Annotated in this window: 12 protein-coding genes; 3 read left to right on the top strand and 9 right to left on the bottom strand. The window is 54.1% G+C overall.

Annotated elements, in window-relative coordinates:
* Positions 1–424: 424 nt before the first annotated feature.
* The 4 genes from rimK to epmB all read right to left on the bottom strand — a co-directional run bounded on the left by rimK (position 425) and on the right by epmB (position 5,925).
* On the bottom strand, positions 425–1,324 hold the full coding sequence (gene rimK, locus SPK40_RS20455) for a 30S ribosomal protein S6--L-glutamate ligase (protein WP_248144316.1): 900 nt from the start codon (positions 1,322–1,324) through the stop codon (positions 425–427).
* Positions 1,325–1,566: 242 nt separating this feature from the next.
* Positions 1,567–2,799 carry an alanine racemase gene (alr, locus tag SPK40_RS20450; RefSeq protein ID WP_248144315.1) on the bottom strand — a complete coding sequence of 411 codons (1,233 nt, stop codon included), beginning with the start codon at positions 2,797–2,799 and terminating at the stop codon, positions 1,567–1,569.
* Between the two features lie 26 nt (positions 2,800–2,825).
* Complete coding sequence (locus SPK40_RS20445; RefSeq protein ID WP_330961720.1) at positions 2,826–4,454, bottom strand: methyl-accepting chemotaxis protein; 1,629 nt, start codon at positions 4,452–4,454, stop codon at positions 2,826–2,828.
* Between the two features lie 448 nt (positions 4,455–4,902).
* The gene (gene epmB / locus SPK40_RS20440) at positions 4,903–5,925 is read right to left on the bottom strand and encodes an EF-P beta-lysylation protein EpmB (RefSeq protein WP_330961719.1); all 1,023 of its coding nucleotides are present in this window, start codon (positions 5,923–5,925) and stop codon (positions 4,903–4,905) included.
* A gap of 32 nt (positions 5,926–5,957) precedes the next feature.
* On the opposite strand from epmB, the gene efp reads away from it, so the two are divergent.
* Positions 5,958–6,524 (top strand): elongation factor P, encoded by a 567-nt coding sequence (gene efp, locus SPK40_RS20435; protein ID WP_036750855.1) that lies wholly within the window; start codon positions 5,958–5,960, stop codon positions 6,522–6,524.
* A gap of 103 nt (positions 6,525–6,627) precedes the next feature.
* Positions 6,628–7,599 carry an elongation factor P--(R)-beta-lysine ligase gene (epmA, locus tag SPK40_RS20430; RefSeq protein ID WP_330961718.1) on the top strand — a complete coding sequence of 324 codons (972 nt, stop codon included), beginning with the start codon at positions 6,628–6,630 and terminating at the stop codon, positions 7,597–7,599.
* Between the two features lie 20 nt (positions 7,600–7,619).
* Here epmA and SPK40_RS20425 read toward each other — a convergent pair whose 3' ends face one another.
* From SPK40_RS20425 to rsgA, 5 genes are all read right to left on the bottom strand, one after another.
* Entirely contained in the window at positions 7,620–8,507 is an 888-nt protein-coding gene (locus SPK40_RS20425; protein WP_330961717.1) for a DMT family transporter, read from the bottom strand.
* Positions 8,508–8,666: 159 nt separating this feature from the next.
* Positions 8,667–10,550, bottom strand: a complete 1,884-nt coding sequence (locus SPK40_RS20420; protein WP_330961716.1) for a methyl-accepting chemotaxis protein — start codon at positions 10,548–10,550, stop codon at positions 8,667–8,669.
* Between the two features lie 176 nt (positions 10,551–10,726).
* Complete coding sequence (locus SPK40_RS20415) at positions 10,727–12,142, bottom strand: SLC13 family permease (protein WP_330961715.1); 1,416 nt, start codon at positions 12,140–12,142, stop codon at positions 10,727–10,729.
* A 134-nt stretch (positions 12,143–12,276) separates the two neighbouring features.
* Complete coding sequence (gene asd, locus SPK40_RS20410; protein ID WP_330961714.1) at positions 12,277–13,179, bottom strand: archaetidylserine decarboxylase; 903 nt, start codon at positions 13,177–13,179, stop codon at positions 12,277–12,279.
* 143 nt (positions 13,180–13,322) lie between these two features.
* On the bottom strand, positions 13,323–14,375 hold the full coding sequence (gene rsgA / locus SPK40_RS20405) for a small ribosomal subunit biogenesis GTPase RsgA (protein ID WP_248144302.1): 1,053 nt from the start codon (positions 14,373–14,375) through the stop codon (positions 13,323–13,325).
* Positions 14,376–14,455: 80 nt separating this feature from the next.
* Between rsgA and orn the strand changes: the two genes are divergently transcribed.
* Positions 14,456–15,001: an oligoribonuclease gene (gene orn, locus SPK40_RS20400; RefSeq protein WP_330961713.1), complete on the top strand. Its 546-nt coding sequence runs from the start codon at positions 14,456–14,458 to the stop codon at positions 14,999–15,001.
* Positions 15,002–15,182: the final 181 nt, after the last annotated feature.

Below are 15,182 nucleotides of genomic sequence, written 5' to 3'. Positions count from 1 at the left end.
GTTATTATGCCATGATGCGCCTGACGCAGGATAAGTCAGTTGATCCGGAAAAAAGCGGTAAAAGCTGTACAAGATATAAAACTATTATCAATCAGTGTGTTAGGTGTTAATTTCGTTGTTGCTAATTTAGCTTTCATTTTTGTTCATCAATAAGCTGAAATCTAACAAGAAAGCTGTACGGAATGGCGTTTTATCTGAGAGCTGGGAGAAGCAGCCTGTTTTGACAAGAAAAGTTGAATGTCTGAGTTCGTCGGGAAAATTGCCTGAAAAGCTGTACAATATTTAAATTTATTTAAAAACAATGACTTAGTGTCTGATGTTTTAAGGTGGAGTCTTGGTGTGATTGAGCGCGCAGGAATTTGGTGATTTTTAAATGGTAAGCTGTACAGGCTGCGCAAAGGGTGTCGCAGCCTGTGCTTTGAAATTACTGATCCTGGTGGCGACGTTTTTTCTTGGCGTGCTTTTCAATGTATTCCACGATCATCCCGGCAATGTCTTTGCCGGTGGCATGCTCGATACCTTCGAGGCCCGGAGAAGAGTTCACTTCCATGATCAGCGGCCCGCGGTTGGAGCGAAGCAAATCCACGCCTGCCACATTCAGCCCCATGGCTTTTGCCGCCGCGACTGCTGTGCGGCGTTCTTCCGGCGTGATTCGTACCAGAGACGCGCTGCCGCCGCGGTGCAGGTTTGAACGGAATTCGCCGTCTGCGGCCTGACGTTTCATCGACGCGATGACTTTATCACCCAGCACAAAGCAGCGAATGTCGGCGCCGCCGGCTTCGGCAATGTATTCCTGGATCATGATGTTGGCTTTCAGGCCCATGAAGGCTTCGATCACACTCTCTGCCGCTTTCTGGGTTTCTGCCAGCACGACACCAATGCCTTGTGTGCCTTCCAGCAGCTTGATCACCACCGGCGTCCCGCCAACCATTTTGATCAGGTCTTTGACGTCGTCCGGTTTGCTGGCAAAGCCGGTGATCGGCATGCCGATACCTTTGCGGCTCAGCAGCTGCAGCGAGCGCAGCTTGTCACGGGAGCGTGAAATCGCAATCGACTGGTTGATGGAAAACACGTTCATCATTTCAAACTGACGCAGGACAGAACAGCCGTAAAAAGTAATGTCGGCGCCGATACGCGGGATAATGGCATCAATGCCCACCAGATCATGCCCTTCAAAGTGAATGGATGGCTGGACGGAATTGATGTTCATGTAGCAGCGCAGGGCGTTAATCACCACCGCCTCATGGCCGCGTTGCTCGCAGGCTTCACGCAGGCGTCGGGTGGAATACAGGTTTGCGTTCTGGGACAAAATGCCAATTTTCATCGTGTTCTCATCAACAAGCTGGAGGAATCTGAGCTGTTTGGTTGGCGATCCTGATATTTCAGCTCAGTAAAACGGACGCAGAATATGCCTTGAAAGCGACCAGGAATCGAGAGGTAGGACCATGATCTCTTTTGATGGTGACGAGAAGAAAATTTGCTCAATCCGGGGGAAGCCAGTACAGATGCTGTCTGGAAAGGTCCCCTGAGACCAAAGGGGGAGGATGGCCTCAGGGGAGGGCTGAATTATTTCAGCACTTTCGGGTTTGAAACGCCCCACAGGGTGTAGAGTTCAGACAGAATTCGGCCTGAACGATCTTCGGTTTCCCCGATGGTGATTTCGTCTCTGCCCTGGCGGCCGAACAGCACGACTTCATCGCCTGGCTTCACGCCTCTGATATCGGTGATATCAACCATGGTGGTGTTCATGGATGCGCTGCCCAGAACTTTGGCACGCTGACCATTGATCAGCACTTCACCGACCCGGCTCAGTGAACGCGGGAAAGCATCTGAGTAACCAATTGGCAGGTTGGCCAGTACTGAGTTACGTTTCAGGGTTTCAGTCTTGCTGTAACCGATCGTTGAACCGGCTGGCAGACGGTGGATGGAAGCCACCTGAGTTTTGAACGACACAATGCGTTTGTACTCAGGGAACTCAGGCGTTGTGTCACCGTACAGTGCACCACCGGTACGAACCATGTCCAGCTGGGCTTCCGGCACCATCAGCGTGGTGAAAGAGTTAGCCACGTGCAGCAGAACGTCATCACGCTCCAGTGCAGTGTGGTTGAAAATCCACTGGCTGTCCTGCTTGAACTGGCGCAGACCATCGCGAATTTCATCCAGATTTTCGGTCGGGAAGTGAGTCATGATACCCACGATCTGCAGGTGCTTGGTCGCGACAATCTTTCTGGCTTCTTTTTTACCGTTCTTAGTCCGCATTTCCAGACCATTACGGCCCATATTGGCGGAGTTCAGTGCCAGGTGTACCGGAATGACAGTGCCGTGACGTTTCGCGATGCGGGCAATGATTTTCGCCTGCTGCTTGGTCCCGATCAGCTCTTCCAGATTCAGATCAACGGCCGCCTCAATTTCAGACGGTGTTGCTGCACGCAGACGCATCAGACGACCATGAAAGCCCATGTCGCGAACCAGTTGTGCTTCGGCGTTGCTGGTGATTCCCACGCAAGGAATTCCGCTTTGGATGACCGAAGGCAACAGGTTGGCAATACCGTTCCCGTAAGCATCGGCTTTCATGACGGCACAGATGTCCGTATTCCGGCCAACGTAGTTTTGCAGGTGCGCAATGTTGGACTCAAAGGCAGCTTTGTCTACCTCGACCCAGGCATTTGACGACTGTACTTCATCCATGCTGTGTGCTTGTTCAATCGCTGGCAGGGTTGGTGCCGCGGTTGCCTGCATAGAAGCAGAAGTCGTCCCCATCATTGCGAGGGCAATCAGTGAGTATTTAAAGTTTTTCATTGTGCGTCTCTTTTTCTTGTTTCGGATTACAGGGTGAACTGATTGACGACCTGGCGCAGTGCATCAGCACGGCGTTTCAGTTCGTCGACACCCTGTTGAGCTTCCATCGTCGACAGGCGGTTTTCCTCCGCGCTGTCACTCAGAGAAGCAACGTTGCGAGACAGATGATCTGAGGCGTGAGCCTGCTCCTTGACCGAACCGGCGATTTCTTCCATGCCGGAACTGACCGCTGAGATTTCCTGATTAAAGGAACTGAGGGATGCGTTGGCCTGATCAGCATGCTGAACGCTGTTGTCGACACGTTCGACAGCGGTCTGCATGGTCTGCGTGGTATCACTGGTATCAGTCTGGATGGAACTGATCATCGTACTGATTTCCACGGTGGCTTTGGCTGTCCGTTCAGACAGCTGGCGCACTTCATCGGCAACGACGGCGAAGCCACGGCCCTGGGTACCGGCACGGGCAGCTTCGATGGCCGCATTCAGAGCCAGAAGGTTGGTCTGATCGGCAATGTCTTTGATCACTTCGACAATGGAGTTGATTTCACCGGCACGGCTGTCGAGTTGTTGCAGTTTGCCTGCAACGGTATTGGTTTCCCGCTGCACTGACTGCATGCCGCGGACCGCGTGTTCAATGGCTTCGACCGTGCTTTGGGTCAGCATTTCAAACTGGCCCATTTGCTGATTGGCATTATCGACAATTTCGGTGATGCTCTGGGCACTGGCTGCCAGCTCTTCGATGGCGGTGGCACTGCTGCCGACATGTTCAGACTGGGTCATGGAGCGATCGGCAACGGCGCGGATCAGCATATCCAGCTGGGCACTGGTTGCTGCAACGCTGTCGGATGATTGCTGAACTTCCAGCATGCGGTCACGCAGGGCAGCCATGAAGATATTGAAGGAGTCGGACATTTCACCGATTTCGTCCTGGCTGCGTACTTTGACCCGCTGATTCAGATCCCAGTTGCCATTGGCCAGAGAGCGCAACACTTCGTTCAGGCCGTTAATCGGCGTGACGATCAGGTTGGCAATCATGCGGCCGACAACCACTGCCAGCACCAGGAAAATGGCTGCCACAATGAAGGTTTTCTTCAGGGTTTCCGCCTTCACTTCATCAATGTCTGTCAGCTTCACATCAATACCGATGACATGCACTTCGCCGTTGTTGCCACGGAACGGCACAAAGACCGAACGGTAACGGCCAAACTCACCCTGATAGCTTTGGTATTGTTTCTTTTCGGTGCGGAATGCTTCGAAGAGCATCTCAGGAACTTCATCGTATCGCTCCAGATACCAGTTCTTATACTGACCGCGCTTCCATTCGTCTGTACTGCGATTGATGTAGGTGTAGTAAATCTGGCCATTACGACGCACGGTGGCATAAGCCCACTCCAGTTTTGCTCCCTGAGTGAAGTGCGTCAGATGGGATGAAATCTCGTCATAAAGCGCATCGTCCCGGCCATTCTCATCGTTCGGTAAGTCGCCGATGAGCTGTTCCACGGCATGCGCAGCCGTGTTCAGTTCAGTATCAATGCTGTTCATCGCTGAATTGACCAGCGTGTTATAGGAAATCGCAGACAGGGCCGCGATGATGATAAGCGCGATGGCTGTGAACAGCATCGAAAGCTTGGTTTTCAGATTCCAATTAGCAGTCATGACTATTTCCGAATGGTAAAGGTGATATGAATCACAAAAAAGAGCGATACCTGAGTATTCGGCGGCCAGTCTAATGACAATATTAATAGTTTCAATCCGAATAAATGTTTAAATTTTATTTGTTTTTGTTTTGTTAAATTATATTTTTATAGTTGTTTATTTTGATGTTTAACTAAATGACAGGATGTTGTTTTTGTTGCGAAAAATGGAGTGATCGTCACGAATTTGGGAAGGCTAAAAGCTTAATTTTGCTGCCTTTGCACCGGAGAAATTCAATAACCTGTGTCAATAGTTCAGGACCCGGCAGGACGTCATGGCAGTCAAAGGCGGCGAATCCGGGAAAAAAGATAAAAGCAGTTTTTTTCAGGCAAAAGTTAGTGTGAAAAAATAAAAAGGCCAAAGGCAAACCTTTGGCCTGAAATATCTCCGGTCTGTTGCGGGGGATGAATTATTCCAGATGAAGATCCAGCGGTGTTTTACTGGTGCGGCCGCCGATCTCCCGGGCCAGTTTGGGAACAAGATAGCCGGAGACTTTTGCCATCAGCCCGGCCATGATCTGGCGGGCTTCGTCGTCGTCGACCAGAAAATGAGCCGCGCCCTGCACTTTGTCGAGCACGTGCAGGTAATAAGGTAACATCCCGGCATCAAACAGCGATTCACTCAGTGCCACTTGTGCCGCAACCGTATCATTGATGCCACGCAGTAACACCGCCTGATTGAGCAGGGTGACACCCGCTTCCCGCAGCGATGCCATCGCCTGACTCAGTTCCTCACTGATTTCGTTGGCATGGTTGATATGCGTGACCAGCACGGTCTGCAACCGGAGCTGATTCAGCATCGTACAGAATTCAGGCGTGATCCGGGCCGGGATGACGACAGGCAGGCGGGAGTGGATCCGCAGCCGTTTGATGTGCGGAATCGCTGCAATGGCTTCAATCAGCCAGCGCAGTTCGCTGTCTTTGGCCATCAGCGGATCACCGCCGGAAAGGATCACTTCATTCAGCTCCGGGTGCGCGGCAATATAGTCCAGCGAAGCCTGCCACTGGCGTTTGCCGCCCGGGTTATCCTGATATGGGAAATGGCGGCGGAAACAGTAACGGCAGTTGACGGCACAGCCGCCTTTGACGATCAGCAGGACCCGGTTCCGGTATTTGTGCAGCAGTCCCGGCTGGTCATTGTCTTGTTCTTCGAGCGGATCGTGTGAATAGCCTTCATGCACCTCAAATTCTTCGGCCAGCGGCAACACCTGCCGCAGCAAGGGATCATGCGGGTTGCCAATTTCCATTCTATCGACAAAGCTTTTGGGGACACGCTGCGCAAACAATTTTCTGGCTGCCAGACCTTCCTGCCAGGGGGCGGGATCAATCTTCAGCAAATGAAGCAGTTCAAGCGGATCCGAGATCGCATTGGCTAACTGTTCGAGCCAGTTTTGCTCAACAGGGGCGACGTTTCGGGTTATGATGTGCGGCATGAAAATAACTCGAAGATGTTAAGAGGAAAAAAATGGCGTCTTTCAGCACGAATGAATTCCGCGGCGGAATGAAAATTATGCTCGATAATGAACCATGTGTCATTATCGAAAACGAATTTGTGAAGCCAGGCAAAGGCCAGGCATTCAACCGAGTCAAAATCCGTAAGCTGCTGTCTGGCAAGGTTCTGGAAAAAACCTTCAAGTCGGGTGACACAGTTGAAGCAGCAGACGTCGTGGATACAGATCTGGATTATCTGTACAACGACGGTGAATTCTACCACTTCATGAACAATGAAACCTTCGAACAAATCGCAGCTGATCTGAAAGCAGTGGGCGACAACGCGAAGTGGCTGGTTGAAAACAACACCTGTACGCTGACCTTGTGGAATGGTAACCCAATCGCTGTGACGCCACCAAACTTTGTTGAGCTGGAAGTGGTTGAAACCGATCCGGGCCTGAAAGGTGATACGCAGGGTACAGGTGGTAAGCCTGCAACGCTGTCAACCGGTGCAGTGGTTCGTGTGCCGCTGTTCATCCAAATCGGTGAAGTGATTAAAGTTGACACCCGCTCTGCGGAATACGTCAGCCGCGTGAAGTAATTCATTGCGTGATCAGACAAGGGCCGCCTCATGCGGCCTTTGTTGTTTTCATGTCCCCGTTTTGTCTTCGCAACTTTCGACTCAGATGAAAAAAGATTCTTCTATGACTATGCACTGGCAACCGACGGCTGATCTGGTGAACCTGCGCCAGCGGGCTGCGATCCTGGCTTCGATCCGACATTTTTTTGCCGAACGCGGCGTACTGGAAGTGGATACCCCGGCGATGAGTCAGGCGACCGTCACCGACATTCACTTGCATACCTTCCAGACTGAGTTTGTCGGACCGGGGTTTGCCGACGGCCAGACTCTGTATCTGATGACCAGTCCGGAGTTTCACATGAAACGTCTGCTGTCGGCGGGCAGCGGGCCGATTTATCAGATCTGTAAGTCATTCCGCAATGAAGAATCCGGTCGTTACCATAATCCGGAATTTACCATGCTGGAGTGGTACCGCCCCGGCTTTGACCATCATGCGCTGATGGATGAAATGGATGCTTTGCTGCAACAGGTGCTGTCATGTGGCGCGGCAGAACGGATGAGTTATCAGCAGGCGTTTTTGCAGGTGCTGAAGGTGTGTCCGTTGACTGCACCGATGGACGAGCTGAAACAAGCGGCGCTGCCGCTGAATCTGGGCGATGTGGCCGCTGATGAAACCGATCGGGATACTCTGCTGCAACTGATGTTCAGCATGGGCGTCGAACCGGTGATCGGCCAGCAGGTGCCGGCTTTTGTCTATGATTTTCCGGCCTCGCAGGCCGCATTGGCACGGATCAGCCCGGCTGATCATCGTGTGGCTGAGCGCTTTGAGGTTTATTTTCAGGGCATTGAACTGGCGAACGGCTTCCACGAGCTGTCCGATGGTGATGAGCAGCTGGCCCGTTTTGAAGCGGATAATGCCAAGCGCCTGAGCATGGGGCTGACTGCCCAGCCGATCGACCATCACTTAGTTGCCGCCCTGAAGGCCGGTTTTCCGGACTGTGCCGGTGTGGCGCTGGGCATTGATCGTCTGATCATGCTGGCACTGGGCCAGACGCATATTGCGCAGGTGACCGCCTTCCCGGTCACCATCGCTTAATTCCGTTGGGCTTGGTGGATTCAGTGACCGAGGATCAGCCCGGTGCCGACTACGGCCAGCAGTGCGCCCAGCCAGGCTGCGCCCGGTGGCCGATGGCGGGTGTACAGCCATAACAGCGGCAGGATCAGAATCGGTGTGGTGGCGGAGAGCAGTGCCACCATGCCGACATCGCCGTGCTGCAGGGCAAACAAAATCAGCGTCATCCCGACAGTCATCGCCAGAAAGCCGTTCAGGGCGACCATGCCAAGAATGGGCAAGGTGATGGGCTGCAAGGGCCGGGCAATTTTCGCACCACTCAGCCGAAGTACACTGTGTGCGCCAAATGCGGTTGCCATCCGAATGGCTGAAGCGGCGACCGGATCCAAAGATGTCTGCATTGCGGGTTTGGCAATGATGGCCCCCAACGACTGACACAGCGCGGCAGTTAATCCGAGGATGATGGCAACGCCCAGACTACCGGTCATCGCTTCAATCTGATGCTTCTGGCTTTTCTGACCAAACAGAATCGCGGTCAGTACTCCGGCAAATACCAGCACAGCCCCGACCAGTTTCCATCCCAATAAGGTTTCATCGAACAGCCAGATGCCCAGCAGGGCGGAAAACACGGCGTGGCAGGAGAACAGCAGGCCAGCCCGGCGTGGCCCCATGCGGTTAAAACAGGCGAACAGGGCAGTATCGCCAATGAATATCCCGATCAGGCCGGACAAGGCCATCACCAGTGAAACATCCCAGGAAACCGTCGACCAGCCGCCGTTGAGCAGCGCCATGACCGACAGCATCAGGGTGACGCAAGCCATGCGCCAGCGGCTGTAGGCAAAGGCGCCCAGATGACGGGAAGGTGTCACGGAGATTAAACTGCTGACTGCCCAGAGTGAGGCAGCCGCCAGCGCCAGCCATTCGTAGCCCATGAAAATCCTTATCGAAAAATTAGCGTGATGACAGAGTGTCGTTCGGACTGGGCGCATATCATGCAGGAAAGCGCCGGGAAATGGTATGGGACGAAGGCGGGGGCAAGCATAAAAAAACGGCCAGCGTCAGGCTGGCCGGGAAAGTTGTGGTGAGGGAGCTTAAATTTTGAAGCGCGAGACGTCTGCCCGCATCGCTTCGGCCGCCTGACTCATGCCCTGGGCACTGTGGCTGACATCCTGCGTCTGGGTTGCCAGATGGTCCGACACATCACGGATGGTCTGGGTGTTGCGGCTGATGTCTTCACTCACCGCGCGCTGCTCCTCCGCGGCGCTGGCGATTTGGGTCGCCATATCAGAAATTTCCCCGATCGCCCGGGTGATCTGCGTCAGACTGTCGCTGGCTGCCTGAGCATAGTCCACGCTCTGTCCTGCCAGACCGGTGCTGGCGCCCATGCTGTCGACGGCCTGACGGGTATTGTTCTGCAGGGTCTCAATCATGGCGCGGATTTCTTCGGTGGAATCGTGGGTGCGCTGGCTCAGCACCCGAACTTCATCGGCGACCACGGCGAAACCGCGACCCTGTTCCCCGGCACGGGCAGCTTCGATGGCTGCATTGAGTGCCAGCAGGTTGGTTTGCTCGGCAATCCCCTGAATGGTAGCCAGAATATGGTTAATATCCTGCGCATTTGCTTCCAGTGCCTGAATCACACTGGCCGCTTCCTGAACCTGATTGGCCAGTGAGACAATGGCTTCGCGGTTCTGACTGATAACGGCCTGTCCCTGATCGCAGGCGCTGGTGGAAGATTGCGCGGCGGCGGCGGTCAGTTCGGCATGGCTGGCGACTTCTGCCGCGGTGGCTGACATTTCATGAATGGCAGTCGCGATCTGATTGATCTCCCCCTGCTGGCCGTTGACCCGCTCTGAAGCCTGGCGCGCCTGATGGTAAGACTGTCCGGCCTGCTCACTGAGGTTGTGGGAACGCTCGACAATCCCTTTGATCATTTGCTGCAGCTGACTGAGGAACAGGTTCATGTTCTCAGCCAGTTCACCGACCTCATCCATGCGCTGAATCTCAATGCGCTGGGTCAGATCGCCGTTCCCCTGAGTCAGGGCATGCACCGAGCGGTTCAGTTCGTTCAGCGGGCGGAGCAGGCTGTTGATGATCAGACTGGCCAGGATGGCAATCACAGCGTACATCAGCAGTGAAGCCAGGAGGGTGAAAGACAGGGTTTTTCCGATGGCGGCATAGGCCAGCCCTTTATCCTGAACTATCCCCACGGACCAGTCGGTCCCGGCAATCGGGGCGATCAGGATCAGTTTATCCTGATCGTCTTGATTAAAGTGGAACTCGGCGACCTGCTGACTGCCGGTCAGGCCACGGATGAAACCGGATGTCAGCTCATCATCCAGCTGAGTCAGCGGTTTGCGGCTGAGCGAGGCGTCCTGATAGGCGACCAGCGTATTGTTGCCGTCGATCAGGAAGGCGAAGCCGGCATTGTCCAGTTTGAGGCCGAGGATTTTATCGATGATGTGGGTGACGGTCAGATCGGCTGCCAGAACCCCCCGACGCTCGCCGCTGAAGGAGCGGGCGAAGCTGACGACCAGGCTGCCATCAAAATCCTGATAGGGTTCGGTCAGGATCAGTTTGCTGGATTTGATGGCGTCCTGATACCAGGGGCGGGTGCGCGGGTCATAATCGGCAGGCCAGTCCTCCGCTTTATCACCGTAAGCAATACTGCCATCGGCAAAGCCTGCATAGACCGACAGAAAGTTCCCGGCATGCTTGGTCAGCAGCAGCTCCCGGTCAACGTTGCTGTCTGTCGCAATCAGCGGCAGATTGGCCAGCAGCATATCGCGGCGGGCATTCAGCCAGTCGGCAATATAGTCCCCGGTCGCGGCACCGATGGCGCTCATCTGAGCATTGACTTCGCTGGTGGTTTCCTGACGGAGCTGAGAAATTGAAATGCCAGCCTGGATCGCACTGACCGTGGCAATGATGGCAGCGATCGCTACCTGTATTTTTAGCTTTATCGTGAATTTCATACTGCAATTCCGGGTCTGTCCCTGCCCTTCTCATCCCGACGGAGGGCCGAGCGAATATTAGTGAGTCACCCGTAATTATCAGCGAAACTGATTTCAGCTTGACGCGAAATTCGCAGGCCTATTGTTAGGATGTGATCCTGATTCAGGAAGTGTGTCGCCTGTCTCTTCGCTATCATTCATAAAATCAGTAACGCTGCCAGATAGAGAAGCGTCAGTCCGCTGAGACCGGCCAGCAGGCCAATTTTCATCATGTCCCGGCTGTCAAACAATCCGGTGGAATAAGCCAGGGAATTGGGCGGTGTCGAGACAGGCAGCACCATGCCCAGCGAGGCCGAAAAGGCCAGGATCACCAGCATGGCGGGCAGACCGCCGGCACTCGCCAGCGCCGGTACTGAGGTGGCGATGGCGGCTCCAATCGGCATCAGCAGGTTCGCTGTTGCTGTGTTCGACATGAAATTTGCCATCAGCCAGCACAAGAATGACAGGAAAATCAGAATCAGCAGCGATGGCAAAGCTTCGTAATCAATGGCGTGCGCCAGCTGCCGGGCCAGCCCGGTTTTCTCAAGCGCCATCCCGATTGCAATCCCCCCGGCGACCAGCCAGAGCACATCCCAGTTAAACAGTTTCAGCTCTTCTTTGCCGATAATGCCGGTCAGAGCGAAGATGGTGAGCGGGATCAGGGCGACTACATAAGCATTCATGCCATGCAGCGCTGTGGTCAGCCAGAGCAGGATGGTTGTGCCGAACGTCAGATACACCACCCAGGCCCGCCAGCTGCGCTGAAACTGACCTTCCAGCCGCAGTTCCAGGGTTGCCAGCCGGGCCGGAAACAGGCGTTGCAGCAGCCACCAGGCCAGAGCGAGCTGAATCAGGACAAAGGGCAGGCCAATCGCCATCCAGTCGAGGAAACTGATACTGTGCTCTCCGGTCAGGTATTGCAGGGCAATGGCATTGGGCGGCGTCCCAATCGGGGTTGCGATGCCGCCGGTGTTGGCCGAGACCGGAACAGCCAGTACCAGTGCTTTGACACCGGTATCCTCCTTGGGCACGGCAGCCAGAATCGGCGCCAGCAGGGCCAGCATCATGACCGTCGTGGCGGTATTGGACATAAACATCGAAAAGATTGCGGTGATCAGCATCAGCCCCAGCATGATATAGCGGGGTTCATTACCAAAGGGGCGGAGCAGCACCCGGGCCAGATTGGTATCCAAACGGTATTTTGCGGCTGCAATGGCCAGCGCAAAACCGCCCAGAAACAGCATGATAATTGGCGAGGCAAAGGCGTGAAAGATGTCCGTATAGGGAAGCAGTTCGCCAAGCGGTGTATCACCGGCTGAATGACGGAAAGTGAGCAGGCTCTGATCGGAGAGCAGCACCAGTTCCAGCACAATAATGAGCAGCGAGGTGGCATAGACCGGCACGGGCTCCAAAACCCAGAGCAGTGCCGCCATGACGAAAATCGCCAGCAAACGGTGTTGGATCAGGGTCAGCCCGTCCAGCGGCAGCGATGCGGTGGGAAATTGCAACAGGGCAAATGGCAGGCCAAAGGCAAACAGTAGCTTCAGCAGTTGTGATAAAGATAATTCCGGCATTCCCTGTGCTCTCTGAATGGGCAGACAGAAACAGCATAACAGTTTCATGCAGATGCATAGGGGAGGAGATCAAAAACCGCGATCAAAAAAGGGACGAGTATGCCCGTCCCTTTCTGTTTTGCGTGCCGGATCGATCAGGCGTTGCTGGCAGTCTCTTCGGACTGTGCGGCCGGAACCGATTTCAGACGGGCATAGGCTTCACCCATGCGGGTCGGAACATTCGGTGCCAAAGATGGCTCGAAGCTGACCATGTCTTTCGGGAACAGGTTAATCACGGTCGATCCCAGCTTGAAGCGGCCCATTTCCTCACCTTTTTTCAGGGTGATGGCCTGCTCGCCTTCAGCAGGATAATCCCAGCGGCGCACGATCTGGCCACGTGGCGGTGCAATCGTACCGGCCCAGACGGTTTCGATGCTGCCCACGATGGTGGCACCAACCAGCACCTGAGCGATCGGACCGAATTCGGTGTCAAAAATACAGACCACACGTTCGTTGCGGGCAAACAGGTTTGGGACGTTCTCTGCGGTCAGCGGATTGACCGAGAACAGATCGCCCGGTACATAAATCATCTGGCGCAGGGTACCGTCACAGGGCATGTGAACACGGTGATAATCCCGTGGTGACAGATACAGCGTTGCGAATTCACCGTCGGCAAACTCATCGGCCAGAGTCTGATCGCCGCCCAGCAGTTCCACGGCCTCGTAGGTGTGTCCTTTCGCCTGAATTAACTGGCCTTTTTCAATCGGACCAAGCTGGCTGACGCAGGCATCTGCCGGGTGGCAGAAGACGTCGTTTTCTTCATTTAACGGGCGTGCGTCTTCTTTCAGCTCACGAACAAAAAAGTCGTTGAAGCTAGCATAATATGCCGGGTCTTCGTGACGCGCTTCGGACATATCGACTTTGTAGCGGTTGATAAACCAACGGATGACCGCTGTTGTGACAAAGCCGCCTTTCAGATCAGCCAGCTTGCCTGCCAGACGGGTCAGGGCGTGTTTCGGCGCGCAGTATTGCAGGCCAATTTTCAGGTTATCGCTCACAATAAGATCCCAAATCTATTACAAATCAATCACTTGGTCTGTCACTTGATGCGACGCTGACCCGGGCAGCGAATTCTATCCGAATTCACGGACCAAGTCAGGCAATGCTCCCGGAAGAGGAAGCCCGTTCGCAAAATGACGGCTTAATTTTGCTTGTTGCGGGAAAACTGACGGTTCGCAATGTTTTCCGACATACTGTCAATGATTTTATGGTAGCTGTCGAATCGTTCCTGGCTGATTTTGCCATCTTCCAGCGCTTCGCGCAGCAGGCAGCCCGGATCGTCTTTGTGCTTACAGTCACGGAACTTACAGCCCCCCAGATAATCACTGAATTCGACAAAAGCTTTAGTGACTTGTTCCGGCTCCAGATGCCAGAGGCCAAATTCACGAACCCCGGGCGAGTCAATCAAGTCACCGCCGTCGGCAAAGTGATATAACCGGGCTGCCGTGGTGGTGTGCTGACCCAGACCAGAGTTTTCTGAAACTTCACCGGTTTCCGCTTCGACTTCTGGCATCAGAGCATTGACCAGACTCGATTTTCCGACGCCAGACTGTCCGGCAAAGATGCTGATGTGATCTTTCAGATCGGCTTTCAGCGTTTCCAGACCTTCACCCGTCATGGTACTGACATAGCGCACTTCGTAGCCAATATCACGATACAGCGACAGTGTCTTCTCGACCTGCTGGCGCTTGTCGTCATCCAGCAAATCGACCTTGTTCAGCACAATCAGCGGCTCAATTCCGACAGTTTCTGAAGCAACCAGATACCGGTCGATGATGTTCAGCGACAGTTCCGGCAGGACAGAAGAGACGATGATAATGCGATCAACGTTCGCCGCCACTGGTTTCACGCCGTCATAGTAGTCGGGACGTGTCAGTACGGAAGTCCGCTCATGGACGGCTTCCACCACGCCGGCGATGCCCTGCAGGGCTTCGACCCCCGGACGCCAGACGACCCGGTCGCCGGAGACCAGACTCTGAATGCTGCGACGCAGGTTGCAGCGGTGGATATCACCGGTCTCCGGATCCTCAACATCGGCATGCTGGCCGAAACGGGTGATCACCAGGCCTTCACGGGCGCTTTCCAGCAGGGCTTCATCCCACTGGACATCTTCTGCACCGTGTTTCAGGCGCTTGTTTTGGTTAGAGCGGACACGTCGGCTCTGACCTTTAGTCAGCTTTTTCTTTTTTGCCACAAGAATATCGTTCAGTTTGGTTGGCTTTCACTTCAGGCTAAGTATGATACATGCTTTAGTCATCAAATAGGCAACTTCCAATGACAATCAGCGATCAGAATCTGATTTGGATCGATCTGGAAATGACAGGTCTGGACCCGGATACTCACAAAATCATTGAAATTGCGACCATTGTGACCGATGCACAGCTCAATATCCTGGCAGAGGGACCGGTGCTGGCCATTCATCAACCGGAAGCTGAACTGGCCAAAATGGATGAGTGGTGCACCAATACGCATACCAGCAGCGGGCTGGTGGCGCGTGTGCAGCAAAGTCAGATTGATGAGCAGGAAGCGGTTCGTCAGACCATTGCATTTCTTGAACAGTGGGTTCCGCAGGGCAAGTCTCCGATTTGCGGGAACAGCATTGGACAGGATCGCCGATTCCTGTATCGCCATATGCCGGAACTGGAAGCATACTTCCATTACCGTTATCTGGATGTCAGCACGCTGAAAGAACTGACGCGTCGCTGGAAACCTGAAGTTTTGGACGGCTTTCACAAACAAGGCAGCCATCTGGCGCTGGATGATATTCGCGAATCCATTGCGGAACTACGTTATTATCGTGAGCAAATTTTTAAAATCTGATGCTTTAATGAGCGCTTGAGCGGGAAGGCGGAGTTTTTTTTGCAGAAGTATTGCATCCGCCTTTTTTCCTCGTATAATGCGCAGCCTCGAAAGGCAATAATGTTTTAGTTTGCTTTTCAGTGTTTTCGGACGCGGGGTGGAGCAGCTTGGTAGCTCGTCGGGCTCATAACCCGAAGGTCGT

The sequence above is a fragment of the Photobacterium sp. 53610 genome (assembly GCF_036409375.1).
In the GTDB taxonomy this organism is placed as follows: domain Bacteria; phylum Pseudomonadota; class Gammaproteobacteria; order Enterobacterales; family Vibrionaceae; genus Photobacterium.
The sequence above is the reverse complement of the archived record's forward strand: the minus strand, read 5'-3'. Positions and strand labels throughout refer to the sequence as shown.